We start from the raw sequence: 19,069 nt of genomic DNA, 5'->3' as shown, positions 1-19,069 counted from the left end.
AAACCCGAATATCGAAATCCGAAATCCGAAACAAATACGAATATCGAATGTTCAAATGATAAAAACCAACAGCTTAAAACAGGATGTTTCTGTCATTGATGCATTTAGGGTTTTGGTCATTGTTTCGGATTTCGAGCTTCGGATTTCGGATTTCCTGAACGAAAACCTGGTTTTCGTTCAGGCACTATTTAGAAGCCGGACCGGCGAGGTTTGCAGACATGAGCCCACCTGCAGCAGGAGGTAAAAAATCCGGAACGCTCGGCACCTTTTCCGGGGTTTTTACCCCGAGTATCCTGACGATTCTCGGTATTATCCTGTTTCTGCGTCTGGGCTACGTGGTGGGCAGCGCCGGTTTGCTCCGGGCCCTTGTCATCATTGCCCTGGCCAATCTCATCTCGGTGCTCACCTCCCTTTCCCTGGCGGCCATCTCCACGAGCCTCAATGTCAAGGGCGGGGGAGACTATTACCTGATTTCCCGGACCCTGGGCCTGGAATTCGGCGGTGCCATCGGCATTGTCCTGTTTCTGGCCCAGTCGGTATCCATTGCCTTCTACAGCATCGGCTTTGGGGAAGTGCTGGCCGCACTGCTGCCTTTTGCAACAAGGGCGCATGCCCAGATCATTGCCGCAGCTGCGGTGGTGCTGCTGTTTGTTTTTGCCTGGCTGGGCGCGGACTGGGCCGCGCGGTTCCAGTCGCTGATCATGGTGATTTTATTTGCCGCGATTTTGTCCTTTTTTGTCGGCGGCATTCTGCGCTGGGACACGGCGGTGTTGACACAGAATCTGGCCGCTCCGGAAAACGGCCCGCCCTTCTGGGTGATTTTTGCCATTTTTTTCCCTGCTGTTACCGGGTTCACCCAGGGGGTAAGCATGTCCGGGGACCTGAAAGACCCGGGCAAAAGCCTTCCCAACGGCACATTTGCCGCAGTTGGGCTCTCCATTGTCATCTACCTGGCAGCCGCGGTTGTTTTTGCCGGCAGCCTGCCCGGCGACATCCTGGCAACGGATTACAACGCCATGAAGCGGGTTGCCGCAATTGACGCCCTGGTGCTGGCAGGAGTGATTGCTGCTACCCTGTCTTCGGGGATGGCATCGTTTATGGGCGCCCCTCGGATTCTCCAGTCACTTTCCAAAGACCGGATTTTTCCGTTTCTGCTCTTGTTTGCCAAGGGCTCCGGGCCGGCTGACAATCCCAGGCGCGCGGTGCTGCTTTCTGCAGCCATTGCTTTTGCCACCATTGCCCTGGGCAACCTCAATGTGGTGGCGCCCGTGGTGTCCATGTTTTTTCTGATTTCCTACGGGCTGCTCAACTATGCCACTTTTTTTGAGGCACGAACCGCAAGCCCGGCATTCCGGCCCACGTTCCGGTTTTACGACAAGCGCCTGAGTCTGGCCGGCGGACTGGCCTGCCTGGGGGTCATGCTGGCCATTGACCTGACCGCCGGCATCGTGGCCCTGGCCTTTTTGTCTGCCATCTACCAGTATTTAATCCGCACCGCCGGGCCGGCGCGCTGGGCTGACAGCAGAAGGTCCTACCGGTTCCAGCAAATCCGCAATCACCTGATCCGGGCCGCCGAAGACCCGGAACATCCCCGAAACTGGCGGCCGGCTTTGCTGATTTTCTCAGATGACCCGGACCGGCGCAAACCCCTGCTGCAAATGGCCGACTGGATCCAGGGCGACAGCGGGTTTGCCAGCATGGTAAAAATTTTGCAGACCGAGGGACCGGAGGCCGAAGAACAACGCCGGGAAGCGGAAAAGCAGCTTCTGGACGACATCCGGGAACTGGAAGTCGACGTGTTTGCCCTGGTGCTGACCGGCTCCAATTTCCGGCTTACCATGGAAGTGCTTATCCAGGCCTACGGCATCGGCCCGCTGCGCGCCAACACCATGATCACCAATTGGCTGGACATGAGCCAGTCCAGCCCCTCCGCCCACCGAACCAAACGCTTCGGCCTCTACCTGCAGGCCGCCTTTGCCCGAGGATGCAATATCCTGCTATTTTCCGCCGAAAAAACCCAGTGGGAAAGACTGCTGAAAATGCCCCCGGAAAAGCGGCGCATGGATGTGTGGTGGCGCGGGGATGCCACCAGCCGGCTGATGATTTTGTTTGCCCATATGATCCGCCAGAACCCGGGATGGGAAAAATCGAAAATCCGGGTGCTTGATGTGAGCGAAGATGCCCTGGCAACAGGGAAAACCGTTTCAGACATCAATGAAACCCTGGCGGAAATCCGCATCGATGCCGAACCTGAAATCGTGGCCCGGGCCGACAGCGATGCCGTGGCCGCCTACAGCAAGGATTCAGCCATTGTCTTTCTGCCGTTTCAGCTAAAGCAGCAGCAGCCCGTGGACCTGTTTGACAGCCCGCTTTCGAATCTGCTTTCCCGGCTGCCGGTTTCCGCGGCCATGATGGCGGCAAAAGACATTGACCTGGCCGCCGAACCCGAGACCGGCACGGCCGGTGATATCGCAGCGGTTTTGGACCGGCTTGCAGACATCCGCAAAAAGGAAAAAGCAGCCGAACACGAAGCCGAAAAAGCCTCATCTGCTGCAGAGGAGAAAATGGATGCCTGGCGCCGGGCCATTGAATCCGGCGATAAGCCTGAAAACATCCGGCAGTTTTACAACGACTCCGTGGAGGCCAAAAACCGGGCCGTGGAAGCCGGCCGCAAAGCCGCAAAGCTGGCTGCCGTGTGCGAACACCTCACGGAAACCGCCCAACGGCTGGGCGCTGATATGAACGAGGAGACAAAAGGCCGGCCGGACAGGGAAAAAACCCGGGATGTGCCCGGGGACCAGTCAACCCCTAAACCCGGAGAAAAAAAGGATGCAGACTAAAAAGACCGAAAAAACCGATCCGGACCAAACCAGGGAAGCAGGCCCGGACATGGCCGCGACCCTGGATTCTTTCCGGGGGCAGAAGCATGCAGTGGTGCTCCAGGAATTTCCGGATCCCGACGCTATTGCCTGCGGGTTTGCCCACCAGATCATCAGCAGGGAATTTGATATCCAGGCGGATATCTATTACTGCGGCCGCATCAGCCATCAGCAAAACATTGCCCTGGTCAAACTCATGGGGATTGAACTGATCCGGTGCGAGGGTTCAATAGATCTCAAGTCCTATGACGGAGCGATTTTTCTGGACAACCAGGGGACAACGGCCGGCGCCCTACTCAATGCCCTGGAAAAAGCCGGCGTGCCGCCGCTGATCATTGTGGATCACCATGAACCGCAGGATCGGATAAAGGCGCAGTTCAAGGATATCCGCTCCAAAATCGGGGCAGCCTCCTCCATTTATGCCCAATACCTGGAAAACGGCATCATTGAGATCAACTCCTCGGACAAAAACCACATCCTCATGGCCACCTCCCTGACCCACGGCATTATCACGGATACAAACGGGTTTATCAACGCCCGGGAACAAGATTTTCATGCAGCGGCATTTTTGTCCAGGTACCGGGACCGGGACCTGCTTTCCCAAATCATGAACCAAGCCCGGTCCAGGCAGACCATGAAGGTGATTCACAAGGCCCTGGGCAGCCGGGAAATCGTCCAGAATTTCTGCTTTGCCGGGGTGGGCTACCTGCGCGCAGAGGACCGGGACGCAATTCCCCAGGCCGCGGATTTTCTGCTTACAGAGGAAAACGTGCACACCGCCATTGTCTACGGCATTGTCACCGGAGACAACTGGGAGGAAGCGGTGATCGGCTCCATGCGCACAAACCGGATCACCATTGACCCGGACCAGTTTATCAAGGACGTGTTTGGAAAAGACGCCAGCGGCAAATATTTCGGGGGCGGAAAAATGTCTGCCGGCGGATTTCACATCCCCGTGGGATTTCTTTCCGGCAGCGGGGACCAGGATTTCCAGCAGCACAAGTGGAACGTGTTCAACGAACAGATCAAGCAGAAAATCTTTGACAAAATCGGGGTCAAGGCAGACGAGAAAAAACAGGAATAGCCGGCCGCAAAGCTATCCCCGCATAACCACGTATACCAGGTAGGCCGCATACAGCACCAGCAGAACCGCCCCCTCCCAGCGGTCCAGGCTACGGCGCTGGCCGGAAAACATGGTGGCAAAAAGAATCAGGCTGGCCACCACCACCATGCCGATGTCCAGGTTGGCCCCCCGGTGAAAGGGAAGCGGCTTGATCACCGAACTGATGCCCAGCACGAAAAATATGTTGAAAATATTGGAGCCCACCACGTTGCCCACGGCGATTTCCACGTTTTTGCGCCAGGCGGCCATGGCCGAGGTGGCCAGCTCGGGAAGGGAAGTGCCCACTGCCACGATGGTCAGACCGACCATCTCCTGGCTCATCCCAAAGGAAAGGGCAATGTGTGTGGCCCCGTCCACGATCCATTTGCCCCCCAAGGCCAGGCCCGCCAGACCGGCGGCCACAAGGCCCAGAGATGCGCCAATGCTGCGCTGCTGCAGGGGAAGGTCCCGGCCGTTGGCAGAGATGTTTCCGGCAATGCTGGCAGAGTAATACAGGAAAATGGCAAAAAACAGCAGAAACACAAGGCCGTCAGAGCGGGAGATATCGCTATAGGCCCAGCCGTCTAACAGCCGGTCATTGGCGGCGATCCAAAGCACCACCGCCGCCAGCAGGCCAAAGGGGATTTCCCGCCATACCGTACCGCGGGACACGGCCAGTGGGTAAATCAGGGCGGATACGCCCAGGATCAAAAGGATATTGGCGATGTTGCTGCCCAGAACATTGCCGATGGCAATACCGGCATTGCCCTGAAGGCTTGCGGTGACATTGACAAACAGTTCAGGGGCGGAAGTGCCGAAAGACACGATGGTCAGACCGATCACCAGATCCGAGATTCTGTATCTCCGGGCAATGGAACCGGCACCTTCCACCAGGAATTCCGCCCCCTTGATCAGGAGCAAAAGGCCGATCACAAGAAGAACAACCGGCAATATATACGACATCCGCCACCTTTTTCCAGAAATCAGTTACCATAAGCTGACCATTTTTTGGCACTGCCGCAGAATAACCCGAACCGGATAGAAAATCAAACAAGTTAGTGGTTGACCTTGCTGCCTTAGCAGATACGGGGAAGCTGGCCGCCGGTGAGCATATCCACGATGCGCCGGCCGCCGATGGCTGTTTCCATGACCACCCGGCCCGGGTGGTCGGCCGTGGCCTGGCCGATAATGCAAGCATCAGCGCCCAGTGGGTCCTGCTTGAGCGCGGCAAGCACGGCATCGGCACAGGCTCTGTCAACAATGGCGATGAGCTTTCCCTCGTTTGCCGCATACAAAGGATCGATGCCCAAAAGTTCGCACAGTCCGGATACGGATTTGCGCACCGGAAGGCTTGATTCATTGATCTGAATGCCCACGCCCGAGGCCAGGGCAATTTCATTTAAAGCCGTTGCCACTCCGCCCCGGGTGGGGTCCCGCAGCACCCGGATGCCGTCCGGGGCGGCGGAAAGCATGCGCGCCACAAGGCCGTTTAACGCCGCGCTGTCGCTTTTCACGTCCGCATCAAAGCTCAGCCCCTCCCGCTGGTTTAAGATGGTCATGCCGTGATCCGCCATGGTGCCGCTTAAAAGAACACAATCCCCGGCCCGGGCATTGGCGGCGTTAATTTCAAGATCCCCGGCAATCCAGCCCACGCCCGAGGTATTGATAAACAGCTTGTCCGCCGCCCCCCGGGGCACCACCTTGGTGTCGCCGGCAACAATGCTGACCCCGGCCTGCCAGGCGGCAGCGGCCATTGAGGCGATGATCGCTTCCAGATCACGGACGGCAAAGCCTTCCTCGATGATCAGCCCGGCACTTAAATACAAGGGCACAGCCCCGCTCATGGCAATGTCGTTGACCGTGCCGTTGACCGCCAGATCCCCGATGTTGCCGCCCGGGAAAAACAGGGGATCCACCACGAACGAATCCGTGGAAAACGCCATGCGCCCTTTTTGGGACTCGATCACCGCACTGTCGTCGAGCCGGGACAGCACCGGGTTATCAAATGCCGGCAGCATGATTTTTTCCGTAAGCTCATGGGAAAGCAGTCCCCCGCTGCCGTGGTCCAGCATAATGGTATCGTTTTTCATCCACCCCACCCGTCTGATCATCGGTTGTATTTCCAGTATGCCGCACATGTTCCCTCGCTTGAAACCATGCAGGGCCCCACCGGGTCGGCAGGGGTGCACACGGTGGCGTAAAGCGGGCACTGGGGCGGCAGGCATCTGCCGGTAAGCACGTCGCCGCAGGCGCACCCGGCCGGGGCCGCAACCGGCCGGACATTTACGCAAAACCGCCGGGCCGCATCAAAATCGGCAAATTCCTCGCCGATGGCCAGTCCGCTGTCGGCAATCCGGCCAAGTCCCCGCCAGAGCGCGTCCGTGGTTTCAAACACCCGGTCCATAACCTGCCGGGCCCGGAGATTGCCCTGTGCGGAAACAGCCCGGCCATAAGCGTTTTCCAGGCCCGGGGTGCCGGATGCAATCATTTCCGCCAGCCGGCCAATGCCGTAAAACATGTCTGCGGGCTCAAATCCGGTAATGACACACGGGATCCGGTGTTTTTCAAAAAATGCCGTATAAGCCTGCTTGCCGATAATCACCGAAACATGGCCGGGCAGCAGAAATCCGTGGATTTCAACGCCGGAAAGACGCATCAGGGCATCCAGGGCCGGGGGCACCCGCTTGTGGGCGCAGTACACACTGTAGTTGCGCAAACTTTCCGCATGCGCAGCCAGAATCGAGGCGGCGATGGTGGGCGCAGTGGTCTCAAAGCCCACACCGGCAAACACCACCTGGCGGTCCGGATTGGCCCGGGCCAGATCCAGGGCATCCATGGTGGAATACACCATCCGGATGTCTTTTCCTTTGGCCTTTTCCTTCTGCAGGGAGGACCCGGTGGCCGGCACGCGCATGAGATCGCCGAATGTTGCCAGAATCGTATCCGGCATGTTGGCGATTTCTATAAACGCATCCAGTTCTGCCTGATCTGTGACGCAGACCGGGCATCCCGGCCCGGAAATCAAAGACAAGGACCGGGGCAGCAGAGTGCGGATGCCGTGACGGAACGCAGAAACCGTGTGCGTGCCGCAGACCTCCATGATCTGGATGTCTTCTGCGCACATTGATGCGATCTGTTCAGCGAGCCTGCGGCAGAGTCTGCCGTCCCTGTAATGATTGGTATGTTCCATGTCCTGCCTATGGCATCCCTGCTGCGGCCGCAACAGCCTGGCCCAGGCTGATGCCCCCGTCATTTGCCGGCACAAGGCCGTGGGTGTAAACCGAAAAATCCATGGCTGTTAGCCGGCCGGCCATGGCCGAAAGCAGATACGCGTTTTGAAACACCCCGCCGGTGAGCACCACCCGGCTGATGCCCTGACGGACCCGGATCTGATCGCAAATCTGGGAAAACAGATAAACCAGGGTGGAATGAAACCGGCGGCTGATTTCGGCTGCTGATCGGCCGGCCTGCACGTCATCAACAACCGCCCGGATCAGGGACCGGATTTCAATGGCGCCGTGCGTATCTGCCGGCAAATCGTAAGGATAGCACGCCTTTTGGTCCAGCAGGCCCGGATTTGCGCCGGCTGCGGCTTCCAGCTTTATGGCGGCCTGACCTTCAAATTCCACGGGCCCGGAGTGGATGCCGGCAATTGCGGCCACGGTATCAAAAAGCCGGCCCATGCTCGAGGTCAAAGGCGAATTGATTTGTTTTTCAATCATGCGGGAGATCACAGCCAGTTCTTCCGGGTCCCGGCTGCGGACGCATTCCAGGTCCAGGTCCACCCACTGATTTCCAAATGCCTGATGGAGCCACCCGGCGGCCATGCGCCGCGGGTCAGCAACTGCGGCACTGCCGCCGGGCATGGGCACGTATTGCAGGTGAGCTGCCCGGACAAATGCAGCGGCATCTGCCACCAGCACCTCACCACCCCAGATCCGGCCGTCTGTGCCGTATCCAGTGCCGTCAAAAGCCAGGCCGATGATCGTGTCCGAAATCCGGTTTTCCGCCATGCAGGATACCACATGGGCATGGTGATGCTGGACTGCCACGTGTTTGACTGCCGATTGGGCCAGGGCATAGCGGGTGCTCATGTAATCCGGGTGCATGTCATGGACCACCACCTCCGGGGTGATGTCGAAAAGACCCCGGAGATGATCGATGGTGGATTGGAAAAAATCAAAAGCCTCGGGATTTTCCAGGTCCCCGATATGCTGGCTTAAAAACGCGTTTTCATCCTTTGTCAGGCACACCGTGTTCTTCAATTCCGCCCCGCAGGCCAAAATTTGCGGGCACCGGGAATCCAGAGCCAGGGGAGCAGGGGCGTATCCCCGGGACCGGCGGATGACGCGCTGTGTGCCGGCCAAATGCCGCACAATGGAATCATCTGCCCGAACGCAGATGTCCCGGTCATGGATGAGAAAAAAGTCGGCAATCCGGCAAAGATTAGAAAATGCACGCTCATTGTCCAGGACAATGGGCTCTTTGGCTGCATTGCCGCTGGTCATCACCAGGGCACAAAACCCGTGTTCAAGCAAAAGGTGGTGCAGGGGCGTGTATGGCAGCATCACGCCGAAACAGGGATTGTTCGGGGCCACGGCATTGCAGATCAAATTGGGCGCTTTTTTTTCCACCAGGACAATGGGCCGCCGGCAGGAGGTGAGCAGATCCTCTTCTTCCGGGCGGATCCGGGCAAAAGTCCGGATCTGTTCAAGGCCCGGGGCCATTACGGCAAAGGGTTTTTCCGCCCTGCCCTTTTTCCGGCGCAGCCTAACCACGGCATCGCAGTTTGCTGCATCCGCGGCCAGGTGAAAGCCGCCCAGGCCTTTTATGGCCACAATGGCGCCGGCTTTGAGCCGGTCTGCGGCATGGGCAATGGGATCTGCGCACGGGATTTTTTCGCCCGTGCTATCGCAAACCACCGCCCTGGGCCCGCATACCGGGCAGGCATTGGGCTGGGCATGAAACCGCCGGCTGGACGGATCATGGTATTCGGCCCGGCACTGATCGCACATTTCAAAGTGCTTCATGGTGGTATAAGGCCGGTCATAGGGAAGATCATAGACGATGGTGTAGCGGGGCCCGCAGTTGGTGCAATTGATAAACGGATACCTGTAGCGGCGGTCCCGGGGGTCATGCATCTCCCGCAGACAGTCTGCGCAGACTGCCGTGTCCGGGCAGACAAATGTGTTGACCGAAGGCGTGCCCCGGTCTGTTTGGCCGATGGTAAAATCCGAAAACCCGGCAGGCGGGCTCTGATGTTCAGTGATTTCCGTAATCCGGGCCATGGGCGGACCATGGGTTGCCATGGCCCGGCAGAACCCGGCCACCTTCTCCGGCCGGCCTTCCACATGCACCCGGACCCCGAAACCTGTATTGACAACAGATCCTTTCAGATCATGGGCGGCTGCCAGCTGATAGATATAGGGGCGGAAACCCACGCCCTGGACAATGCCGTTGATATCCAGCCTGCGGGCGGAAACCACCGGGCTCATGTAAACACCTGCTTCATGAGTTCCAGGGATTCTTCGGCCGCATCCGCGTCTAACCGGCTGATGGCATAGCCGGCATGAACAATCACGTAATCACCCACGCAGACGTCTTCCACCAGCATCAGGCTGGCTTCGCGCCGCACTCCGTCAACATCGATGACGGCCGTATCACCGTCAACGGCCACGATTTTCGAGGGAATGGCAAGGCACATGGGCTTTTTTTCTTAATTGCTGAAGGTTTTAATAACATTGCCGTGCGCATCACGGATGGTCATTTCCATTGCGACACCGCCGTCCAGGCTGTGTGTGGCGCAGGACACTCATGGATCATAGGCGCGCACCGCCATTTCCACCTTGTTTAAAATACCCTCGTCCACGTGGCCGTTTTGGATCAGGGATCTTGCGGCCTGATCCACGCTCATGTTGATGGGCCCAAGGTTGTGGGTGGTGCCCACAATCATGTTGGCCCGGGTGATCAGCCCGTTGTCATCCGTGGAATAATCATGAATCAGGGTGCCCCGGGGCGCTTCCACGCAGCCAACGCCGCGGCCGGCTTTGGGTTCGGCTTCAGCGCGCACGTTTGGATCAGTGATCTCCGGATCTTCAAGCATTTCTATGGCATGCTCACATGCATAGACCTCCTCGATTAACCGGGCGTAATGATACAGCAGCGTGGCCTGGGCCGGCCGGCCAAAAAGTTTCCGAAATTCCTCGAGTTCCTCCTGGGCCGCAGGAGTGGCCATGTGGTCGGCCACGTTGATCCGGGCCAGGGTGTTGGACCGGTAAATGCCTTTGGGATTGTCCAGGTCCAGGGAGAAACCCTCGTTCCAGAACCTGGCATAGGGAAACTTGCCGTAAGACCAGGAGGGCACGTGTTCGCCCAGATAATCCGTATAATCCTGGACCTCAAAGTCGGTATAGGAGCCGTCGGCTTTCATGAGCCGAATTTTTCCGTCATAAAGGTTCAGGGCCCCGGCGCTATCCACGGTGCCGATAAACCCGGTATTGATCACCCCGAGACTCTGGATCGCATCCATGTATTTGGGGAAAATATCCTTTTTTGCAAAATCAATGGTGAAACGGGCGAAATCATAGATTTCGCGCATGCCCTCCAGCATCCACTTGCGGTCTTCTTCGGTCATGGCTTTGGCAAATCCGCCTGTTACAGCGGCCACCGGGTGGATGGCCTTGCCGGCGAATTTCTCGATCATCATCTTGGCCTTGTAGCGCATCTGCACCACTTTTTTGGCCAGATCCGGGTTGGCCTTTGCCACGCCGATGACGTTTCGCACGGCGTAATCCGCATCCGGGCCGATCACAAAGTCGGCCGCTGCCAGGAAAAAGAAGTGCAAAAGCTTGTCTTCGGCCTGGGCGATGGTCTGGATCAGCTCCCGTAGTTTTTGGCCCGCCGGCGGAGGCGTCACCCCGAAACACCGGTCCACCGCCTTGTTGGAGGCCAGGTGATGGTGCCAAGGGCATATCCCGCATATCCGGGTCACGATCCTGGGCAGTTCCTCTGCGGGTTTTCCCTCCACGAATTTTTCAAAACCCCGGATGGACTGAAAATGAACCTTGGAGTCAGCCACGTTGCCGGCGTCATCCAGCTCAATGGCAATGGAGGCATGGCCCTCGATCCGGGTGATGGGCGAAATTTTGATGGTGCGTGTTTCGGTCATAAAACCTCCTTTTATCTGCGGGCCGGTTTCAACATTCCGTGCCCGCCGGAAAACCGGAGCATGGAAACGGTTTCCGGAAGCGATGCCGGGTCAATGCCGTTTGACGCCAGGGCGTTTAACATATCCAGCCGTTGGTTGCCCCCAGGCTGCACAGGACCGTAGCATCCCCGGCACGGTACCCGGGCGGAAATACACCGGGGCACCACCCCATCGCCGCCGCAGCCTGCGCGGGTCACCGGGCCCATGCACAAAATCCCCTGCTCCAACAAACAGCGCATTTGGTCCAGGGGCTCATCCGCACCTTTGTATTGCGGGGCCTGCAAAAACCGCCGCAGCTTGCCGATCTTGCCCTTGCCCTCCCGTTTGGTGGGGCAGGTGTCGCAAACGCTTTTTGTTGGAAGGTCCGGGGTCTTTCCCTCCAGAAACGCGGCCAGGAGGCCAAATACCTGGTCCGGATGGGGCGGGCATCCGGGCAGGTAAATGTCCACATTGATTTTTTCATCCAGGGCGGACACATTTTCCAGCAGGGGCGGCACGCCGTCTGCGGGCACGGCATCGCAGGTGTCGGTGGTCTCGGTGGAATAGTAGCGCTCCAGCATGGCGTCATTGGCCCAGGAATTGGCCAGCGCCGGGATGCCGCCGTGGGTGGCGCAGGTGCCCAGGGCAATAATGGCCCCGCATTTTTTGCGCATCTCCAGGGCCACCTCAAGATGCTCTTCGTTTTTGATGCTGCCGCTGATAATGCCCAGATCGGCTTCGGGAAGGCTCAGGTGTGCCCCGTCGCCCATCTGGCCGTAATACTTGTGATCCATGAGTGCGGGCAGATGAACGAACTCCACGAGATCCAGCACGGTCAGCAGCCGCTCGCCCATATCCACAATGGCGATCTCGCACCCGGAACAGGCATTGAGCCAATCGCTTGCCACTTTTGCTGCCATATGATTTTCCTCTCAGACACGTTTGGATATTGATTTGGTACGCTTTAGCCCTTGATGTTCACCGGCTTTTTGCCCAGTTCCTTGCGGTTGTCCCGGGCGGCTTTCTTTTTTTTGTCCGCCGCCTCCCGCATTTCGGCCAGGGCCCCGGATGCATAGCCCGGGTTTTGCCGTTGGTCAAATTCCTCCACGGCATTGCCCCGGGCGTCTGCCAGCACCGCCCGGCCCAGGGGGGTGCGGGTGATCACCGTGGTCCAGCCCTCGGGTGCGCCGATGCCGCCAAAGGAAATATCGGCAAATTCCGCTGAATAATCCGGGCAGTACCGGCAGGCCACGCGCTTCATGAAATTCAGGTCTTCCAGGGCAATCGAGCGGATTTCGCCATTGTCCAGATGGATTAAAAGCGAATCCTTGATATTGATTTTCCGGACATTGTCCCAGGCAAAACCATGGGTATCCGCCAGTTTTTTACGGCTCTCCGGGTCAAAGGTGAAGTTGCCCGAGCAAAACAGCCCCAGGCAGTACTGGATGGAATCCGAAGGCACGATGCCGAGCACCTCCATACGGCGGTAAGCCTTGATCTGGCAGGGGGTGCCCACCAGGGCGACCCGTCGGAGGCCCTTTTTCATCATGGGCGCAAACTCTTCAATGGAGGAATAGGTGACGTACCGGTCGCTTAGATGCTTCATGCCGTGGGAGGTGTCAAAATAAAAGCCTGCGGCGTCTTCTATCTCCTTCCGGGTCACGGCCAGGCTGGGCCGCCGCATGAAAGGCCCGGCCGGTTTTGTGACAATGGCGCCGTCAATGCGGCCGTTGTCAAAAAGATGCAGCAAAAGGGCCGTAACCACGCCACCATCTGTTCCTTTTTCCCGCACCGCAGTATCGGCGGCCCGGACCACACTGGTTTCGATGATGCGGCCATTCGGGGCGCTCCAGGCTACCTTGCGCCGGGTTTCTTCCTCGAATTCCTCGATTTCCGGGCAAATACAATAACACAGCCCGCATTCGATGCATTTTTCCATGTCCCCGTAGCGGGGCTTGCCGTCTTGGTCCAGTTCCAGGGCACCAAAATTCACGGCCGTGCAGAAGGTGACGCATCCGCCGCACCGATGGCACAATCCCTGTTTCTGAACCTGCTGAACCAGGTCAAAAAAAGTTTCCATATCCCCTCCTGTGGGCTTTAGGCCCGCTTTGGCCGGGCAAATTCCCCTGACGGGCAAAACCGGCATCAATTGGCCGCCTGCTGCAGGGCGCCGGCTTCACAGGGCCCCATGGCCCGGATCTTTTGGGTGAATTCCGTGACCACTTCAGCAAAGCGCGGGGCCTCGGCCGAAGACACCCAGTCAATGGCAAAACGTTCGGGATCAATGCCCGAATCTTCCAGGACCGCTTTAATAACGGTGCTTCGGGCCAGTGCTTTTTCATTACCTTCCAGGTAATGGCATTCCCCGGGGTGTCACCCCATGACAATGACGCCGTCAGCCCCGCCGCAAAGCGCCTCCACCACCACTTCCGGATGGACCATGCCCGAGCACATCACCCGGATGGCCCGGAGGTTGGAAGGATACTGGATGCGCATGACCCCGGCCAGGTCCCCGCCGGCATAAGCGCACCAATTGCACAGAAAACCGATAATTTTCGGCTCAAATGATTCAGACATGGCTCTGTCTCCCGTGATTGCATTCATCCGTTTTAATTGGGCAGATCCAGGGCCGCGCGCACCTGGGCCCGGAGTTGATTATTGGTAAAGCTGTGGACCTGGATGCCCTGCTTTGGACATGTTGCCTCGCAAAGTCCGCAGCCCTTGCACAGGGCCGCTTCCGTGCTGACCTTTTTGACGCTTCTGCCGTCTATGGTTTCCTCTGTGAGGGAAATGGCGTCATAGGGGCACACATCCAGGCATACGGCACATCCGTCGCACTGCTCGGTGACATAGGATTTAACCGCATCCAGATACATCCGGTTTCTGGAAAGAATCACCCCGGCCCGGGAAACCGCGGCACGGGCCTGGGAAATCGAACCTTCGATCATTTTCGGATATGCGGCCATGCCGGCCATAAACAGCCCGTCCACGGCCAGATCCACGGGCCGCAGCTTGGGATGGGCCTCGTTTAAAAACCCGTCCTGGTTGGTGTCGCACCGGAACAGGCTCAGCAGGTCAGAGACCTCATTGGCCTCAATGGCTGCGGCCAGAACCAGGTAATCCGTGTCAATGACCACGGGAAGGCCGAGTATTGGGTCGGTAACCCGGACTTTTAAGTCCGCATCCTCCTGATAGACCTCCGGGTCGTTGTCTTTTGGGTCATAGCGGATAAATTTGACCCCAAGTTTTCTGGCTTTTGTATAAAAATCCTCCTTGGCGCCGTAGGTGCGGATATCCCGGTAAAGCACAAAGACATCCATATCCGGATTCTGCTCTTTTAGCGCAATGGCGGACTTGGCCGTGTGAGTGCAGCAGATACGGCTGCAGTAATTGCGTTTTTCGTTGCGGGAGCCCACGCACTGAATAAACACCGCGGTGTTGGCCTGCTTGACCCGGCCGGCATGATCGGCCAGCTCCCGGTCAAATTCCAGGTGGGTCATCACACGGCTGTCTGTTCCGTACAGATATTGCTCGGGAACGGTTTCCCGGCCGCCGGTGGCCAGAATGGCTGCGCCGTATTCAATGCGCTCGGTTTTGCCGTCTGCTTCCACATCACTGGAAAAACTGCCCACAATTCCGTTGACAGACGTCAGGCGGGCGTTTTTCAGCACCCGGATTCGCTGGTTGGCCTCCACATTCCGGATCAGTTCGCGCAGGGCCGGGCCAACGTCTTCGCCTTTTGCGGTTTTGCGGATGTTTAACGCGTTTCCGCCCAACTGGCCGGTTTTTTCCACCAGTACGGTCTCATATCCCTGCTCAGCCAAGCCCAGGGCGGCGCTCAGGCCGGCCGGACCGCCGCCCACCACCAGGGCTTTTTGGATCACGTCCACCTGGAGCTTCTCCAATGGCTGGACCATGCGTGCCTTGGCCACGGCCATGCGCACCTGGTCCATGGCCTTTTGCGTGGCCTTTTCCGGCTCCTGCTGGTGCACCCAGGCATTGTGGTTGCGAATGTTGGCCATTTCCAGCAGATACCCGTTCAACCCCGCCTCCTTGAGGGTGTCCTGAAACAGGGGCTCATGGGTCCGGGGAGAGCAGGCCGCCACAACAATCCGGTTTAATTCGTTTTCTGCCACGGCCTTGGCCATCATGTGCTGGGTATCCGTGGAGCAGGAAAACATGTTGTTTTCCACAAACACCACATTGGGAAGGTTTTTGGTGTATTCCACCACCGCCTCCACGTCAATGGTGCTGGAAATATTGACCCCGCAGGAGCAGACAAACACACCAATGCGCGGTTCCTGGCCGGCGATGTTTGTTTCAGCCGGGTATTTCTTTTCCCGGGTCAGGGTGTTTTTGGATGAAACCAAGCCCCGGGCGGCTTCTGCAGCAGCGGATGAGGCCTGGGCAACGGCTGTGGGGATATTCATGGGTCCGCCAAAGGCCCCGCCGATAAAAATCCCCTCCCGGGTGCTGGCAGCCGGTTGAAAGCTCGAAGTTTGGGCGAATTGATAATGGTCCAGTGAAATTCCGGTTTGTTCAGCCAGCCGGCGGGCATCATCAGAGGCTTCCATGCCCACGGAAAGCACGGCCATGTCAAAATCTTCCTTCATTGTCCGGCCGTCTTCGGTGACATAGCGCATGGTCACCCCGGAATTGCCGGGGCCGGGATCAATGGTGTGGGGCCGGGCCCGGAGAAACCGGACATTGTGCTCCAGGGCGTACTGGTGGTAGCGCTCAAACTCCTTGCCATGGGCGCGCAGATCCATCATGAAAATGGTCTGCTCGCCGCCGCCGGCAATATGGGTATCTGTGATCAGGGCTTGTTTCATGGCATACATACAGCAGATACTGGAGCAATACCCGTTTTCACATTGATTGGTGTTGCGCGATCCCACACACTGGATCCAGGCGATGGATTTCGGTTCCCTGCCATCAGAACGTTTTTCCAGGTGCCCCTGAAACGGCCCGCCGGCCGAAAGCATCCGTTCGTATTCCATGCTGGTGACCACATCCGGGATTTTTCCGTATCCGTAAAAATCCAGCCCGGACGGGTCATAGGATTCAAATCCCGGGGACAGAATCAGGGAACCCACGCTGAAATCCAGGATTTCCTCCTTGTCCTCGAAATTCACGGCCCCGGTGGGACAGAATTTTTCGCATGCCCGGCATTTGCCTTTGCTAAAATAAAGGCAGTTGACCGGATCAATGACATATTTGAGCGGAACGGTCTGCCCGTAGGGGATGTAGGCGGCCTTGCGCTTGGCAATGCCCATGTTGAATTCATCATCGACTTTTTTGGGACAGCGCTGGGCGCAGATACCGCAGGCGATGCACTTGTCCATGTCGATGTAGCGGGGATTCTTTTTTACGGTGACCGTGAAGTTGCCGGCCCGACCGGCCACGTCCACGATTTCGGAAAGGGTCAGAAGTTCAATATTCAAGTGCCGACCGCACTCGACCAGTTTCGGCGAAAGAATTCACATGGCGCAGTCATTGGTTGGAAAGGTTTTGTCCAGCCGGGCCATGTTGCCGCCGATGCCCGGGCCTTTTTCCAGCAGGTAGACGAAATAGCCGGACTCGGCCAGGTCCAGGGCCGACTGGATTCCAGCGATGCCGCCGCCCACCACCATCACGGATCCCACGGGTTTGTCTGACATGGGCACCTCTCTGTCAATATCTGGTTTTTGGTAACGGGTTTTTGCCACACCGGCAGAAGCTCCGGACTGCCGGCCGGTCAACTCTTGGATGACCCCGGCGGAAACCTGCCTGGCCCGGAGAAACTCGGCCAGTTCCGATCGGGAAATCACATACCGTTTGCCCACCCCGGGCTTTGCCGCAAGCTTGCCGCTCCTGATCCAGTTGCGGACCGTGTTGCGGTGCACACCCAGAAGGCTGGCCAGCCGGCTTGGACGGATTTCGATCATAACGGCTCCTTTTCAATGATATCCATGATATGCCGGCACATTTCCGGCACCGCGGCCATCACGGGCTCGGAAATTCCGGGGGCAATCGCATCCGGAATATATTCAGGCTGGACCACCAGCACACGGACTTCCACGTTGGTTCCGGTGCTGAGTTCCGTGAGCATATTGGTGGTTGGAAACTGGTGCAGGGAAAAATCGCTGGTTTTTTCCGGGGTGATCCCATCCACGGCAATCTCTGAAATCTCGCCGGGAGCCCGGCCTTCCTGCCGGGAGGCATCAATGATGAGAATCCGACGGGGCTTGTTTTCCGCAAGCAGGATATCAAAAAGCAGGTCTCTTACCGCGGTACCGGCGTCCATGCACCCCACGCTTTCCGGAAGCTGGTGGTGCTGCCGGAGGTGCTCAATGACTTTCGGACCGAATCCGTCATCACCAAAAAGCGGATTGCCGCATCCGAAAATCAGACACGGCCTGGAATGGATAAGTTCAATGCCCATGGCCTTTTCCTGTGCAATTATGCAAATTGTGCAAATTGTGCATTTACTCAAAACCCTTGCACAGAAAAATTTTCATGTCAATAACGTTGTTTAAAAAAATAACATCTGTTCTTTTGGGATGGCGTCAAAGCTTGTGGATCTGTCAAAAATATGTTTTCACCTGACCGGAGCGTTTCAACTTTTTGAAATTTTTATTTGTCTATTATTTTAAAGAAGTTAAATTCATTTTTAGCTTTAAAAATTTGAAACGCTCAGTTTAGACAATATAAACCACAGCCTTAAAGGCGCCTTGTCCGTTTAAAACAAAAACAGCAAAACAGGAGCCTGCCAATGAACCGGAACACATTGATCCTGATGATTGTCCTGATTGCGCTCTGCATTGCGCATGCGGAAAAAATCAGCGCACAAACCCCTGTGTTTCGGGATTCAGAGAGGACTGCTGCCGAAACAGGAGATGAGAATGGGGATTTACAGACCATGGATTCCATGTTTTCCCTTTACCAGCCGTACCTGGAAAACATTTCGGCCTACAAACCCATGTATTTTCTGGCGGGCGTGGATCCTGAAGAAAGCAAATTCCAGATCAGCCTGAAATACCGGTTTTTCAACCCCAAGAAACAAATTGCGCGGAAATATCCCTGGGCCAGACAGTTTTATCTCGGCTATACCCAGACCTCTTTCTGGGATCTGGGCTCGGCCTCCCAGCCATTTAAGGATACCAGTTACAAGCCCGAAATTTTCTTTTTTTCCCCCAATCTGCTCAAAGACTCAAACAGCATTTCCCGGCTGTTTGTCCAGACCGGGTTCCAGCACGAATCCAACGGCCGGGGCGGGCTTGAGTCGCGCAGCACCAATTACGCCTATATCCGCCCGGTTTTTATCTGGTTTCATGAAAAAAGCCGGCTGGGTGTCCAGGTGGCGCCGAAGATGTGGGTTTACGCCGGAAACCATGATGATACCAACAGGGATCTGTATCGTTACCGGGGCTATTTTGACCTTGAAATCAAGGCCGGCCGGGCAGAAGGCTTGGTGGTGGGCTCGCATTTCAGGTGGGCGGAAGAAGGTACATCCGTGCAGTTTGACGCCACATACCCGCTTCACCGCCTTTTGCCCGTGGATATTGATGTTTACCTCCAGGCCCAGTACGTCAATGCCCTGGCTGAAAGCCTGCTGGACTACCGGGAACGAACCCGGGCCGTGCGCATCGGCATTTCCATTGTCCGATAGGCCGGCGGGGTTTGCATTATTTCTGTTCGGCGGTTACAATGATGAGGAGCGTGTAAAAACTTCAAAATCAAGACTTGTGCAATTTCGAAGAATGCAAACGTAAAAAAATCTGAAAGAGAGTATAATGGAAAGACTTGATGCGATTTTCTCTCCTAAATCCGTTGCCGTGCTCGGCGCCTCGTCGACTCCCGGCAAGGTGGGCCATGACATTTTTGCCAATATCTTAAGGGGCGAATACACAGGGACCCTGT

At 57.1% G+C, this 19,069-nt stretch carries 14 protein-coding genes and 1 pseudogene; 3 read left to right on the top strand and 12 right to left on the bottom strand.

Going from position 1 to position 19,069, the window contains the following annotated elements:
- Positions 1-218: 218 nt before the first annotated feature.
- Complete coding sequence (locus R6U41_RS06040) at positions 219-2,840, top strand: amino acid permease (protein ID WP_410268931.1); 2,622 nt, start codon at positions 219-221, stop codon at positions 2,838-2,840.
- Positions 2,830-3,963, top strand: a complete 1,134-nt coding sequence (locus R6U41_RS06035; RefSeq protein WP_410268930.1) for a DHH family phosphoesterase — start codon at positions 2,830-2,832, stop codon at positions 3,961-3,963. The genes R6U41_RS06040 and R6U41_RS06035 overlap by 11 nt, the downstream gene beginning before the upstream one ends.
- Positions 3,964-3,975: 12 nt before the next feature.
- Here the strand turns inward: R6U41_RS06035 and R6U41_RS06030 are convergent, their stop codons facing one another.
- The 12 genes and pseudogenes from R6U41_RS06030 to R6U41_RS05975 form a co-directional block, all read right to left on the bottom strand.
- Positions 3,976-4,944, bottom strand: a complete 969-nt coding sequence (locus R6U41_RS06030) for a calcium/sodium antiporter (RefSeq protein ID WP_410268929.1) — start codon at positions 4,942-4,944, stop codon at positions 3,976-3,978.
- A 113-nt stretch (positions 4,945-5,057) separates the two neighbouring features.
- Complete coding sequence (hypE, locus tag R6U41_RS06025) at positions 5,058-6,071, bottom strand: hydrogenase expression/formation protein HypE (protein ID WP_410268928.1); 1,014 nt, start codon at positions 6,069-6,071, stop codon at positions 5,058-5,060.
- A gap of 17 nt (positions 6,072-6,088) precedes the next feature.
- The gene (hypD, locus tag R6U41_RS06020; protein WP_410268927.1) at positions 6,089-7,171 is read right to left on the bottom strand and encodes a hydrogenase formation protein HypD; all 1,083 of its coding nucleotides are present in this window, start codon (positions 7,169-7,171) and stop codon (positions 6,089-6,091) included.
- 7 nt (positions 7,172-7,178) lie between these two features.
- Positions 7,179-9,476, bottom strand: a complete 2,298-nt coding sequence (hypF, locus tag R6U41_RS06015; protein WP_410268926.1) for a carbamoyltransferase HypF — start codon at positions 9,474-9,476, stop codon at positions 7,179-7,181.
- Positions 9,473-9,685, bottom strand: coding sequence for a HypC/HybG/HupF family hydrogenase formation chaperone (locus R6U41_RS06010; protein ID WP_181549828.1), 213 nt, complete (start codon positions 9,683-9,685; stop codon positions 9,473-9,475). Before R6U41_RS06010 ends, hypF begins: the two co-directional genes overlap by 4 nt.
- A 108-nt stretch (positions 9,686-9,793) precedes the next feature.
- Positions 9,794-11,149, bottom strand: coding sequence for a Ni/Fe hydrogenase subunit alpha (locus R6U41_RS06005; protein WP_410268925.1), 1,356 nt, complete (start codon positions 11,147-11,149; stop codon positions 9,794-9,796).
- An 11-nt stretch (positions 11,150-11,160) separates the two neighbouring features.
- On the bottom strand, positions 11,161-12,087 hold the full coding sequence (locus R6U41_RS06000) for a methyl viologen-reducing hydrogenase (protein ID WP_410268924.1): 927 nt from the start codon (positions 12,085-12,087) through the stop codon (positions 11,161-11,163).
- A 44-nt stretch (positions 12,088-12,131) separates the two neighbouring features.
- The gene (locus R6U41_RS05995) at positions 12,132-13,247 is read right to left on the bottom strand and encodes a Coenzyme F420 hydrogenase/dehydrogenase, beta subunit C-terminal domain (RefSeq protein WP_410268923.1); all 1,116 of its coding nucleotides are present in this window, start codon (positions 13,245-13,247) and stop codon (positions 12,132-12,134) included.
- Between the two features lie 65 nt (positions 13,248-13,312).
- The gene (locus tag R6U41_RS05990) at positions 13,313-13,744 is read right to left on the bottom strand and encodes a hydrogenase iron-sulfur subunit (protein WP_410268922.1); all 432 of its coding nucleotides are present in this window, start codon (positions 13,742-13,744) and stop codon (positions 13,313-13,315) included.
- Between the two features lie 32 nt (positions 13,745-13,776).
- On the bottom strand, positions 13,777-16,827 hold the full coding sequence (locus tag R6U41_RS05985; RefSeq protein WP_410268932.1) for an FAD-dependent oxidoreductase: 3,051 nt from the start codon (positions 16,825-16,827) through the stop codon (positions 13,777-13,779).
- Positions 16,828-16,947: 120 nt separating this feature from the next.
- A pseudogene (locus R6U41_RS05980) lies at positions 16,948-17,094 on the bottom strand (helix-turn-helix domain-containing protein); the annotation flags it as partial.
- Complete coding sequence (locus R6U41_RS05975) at positions 17,091-17,591, bottom strand: hydrogenase maturation protease (RefSeq protein ID WP_410268921.1); 501 nt, start codon at positions 17,589-17,591, stop codon at positions 17,091-17,093. The pseudogene R6U41_RS05980 and the gene R6U41_RS05975, both read right to left, overlap by 4 nt.
- Positions 17,592-17,921: 330 nt before the next feature.
- On the opposite strand from R6U41_RS05975, the gene R6U41_RS05970 reads away from it, so the two are divergent.
- Positions 17,922-18,818, top strand: coding sequence for a phospholipase A (locus R6U41_RS05970; RefSeq protein WP_410268920.1), 897 nt, complete (start codon positions 17,922-17,924; stop codon positions 18,816-18,818).
- Positions 18,819-19,069 lie beyond the last annotated feature (251 nt).

The sequence above is a fragment of the Desulfosalsimonas sp. genome (genome assembly GCF_046483245.1).
Classification (GTDB): Bacteria; Desulfobacterota; Desulfobacteria; order Desulfobacterales; family Desulfosalsimonadaceae; genus Desulfosalsimonas.
The sequence above is the reverse complement of the archived record's forward strand: the minus strand, read 5'-3'. Positions and strand labels throughout refer to the sequence as shown.

Bases quoted from the DNA above. Each gene is read 5' to 3' on its own strand.
- R6U41_RS06035 (WP_410268930.1), top strand. From the start codon at position 2,830: ATGCAGACTAAAAAGACCGAAAAAACCGATCCGGACCAAACCAGGGAA.
- R6U41_RS06040 (WP_410268931.1), top strand. From the start codon at position 219: ATGAGCCCACCTGCAGCAGGAGGTAAAAAATCCGGAACGCTCGGCACC.
- R6U41_RS06000 (WP_410268924.1), bottom strand. From the start codon at position 12,087: ATGGCAGCAAAAGTGGCAAGCGATTGGCTCAATGCCTGTTCCGGGTGC.
- R6U41_RS06005 (WP_410268925.1), bottom strand. From the start codon at position 11,149: ATGACCGAAACACGCACCATCAAAATTTCGCCCATCACCCGGATCGAG.
- R6U41_RS05970 (WP_410268920.1), top strand. From the start codon at position 17,922: ATGAACCGGAACACATTGATCCTGATGATTGTCCTGATTGCGCTCTGC.
- hypF (WP_410268926.1), bottom strand. From the start codon at position 9,476: ATGAGCCCGGTGGTTTCCGCCCGCAGGCTGGATATCAACGGCATTGTC.
- R6U41_RS05995 (WP_410268923.1), bottom strand. From the start codon at position 13,247: ATGGAAACTTTTTTTGACCTGGTTCAGCAGGTTCAGAAACAGGGATTG.
- R6U41_RS06030 (WP_410268929.1), bottom strand. From the start codon at position 4,944: ATGTCGTATATATTGCCGGTTGTTCTTCTTGTGATCGGCCTTTTGCTC.
- R6U41_RS06010 (WP_181549828.1), bottom strand. From the start codon at position 9,685: ATGTGCCTTGCCATTCCCTCGAAAATCGTGGCCGTTGACGGTGATACG.
- hypE (WP_410268928.1), bottom strand. From the start codon at position 6,071: ATGAAAAACGATACCATTATGCTGGACCACGGCAGCGGGGGACTGCTT.
- R6U41_RS05975 (WP_410268921.1), bottom strand. From the start codon at position 17,591: ATGGGCATTGAACTTATCCATTCCAGGCCGTGTCTGATTTTCGGATGC.
- hypD (WP_410268927.1), bottom strand. From the start codon at position 7,171: ATGGAACATACCAATCATTACAGGGACGGCAGACTCTGCCGCAGGCTC.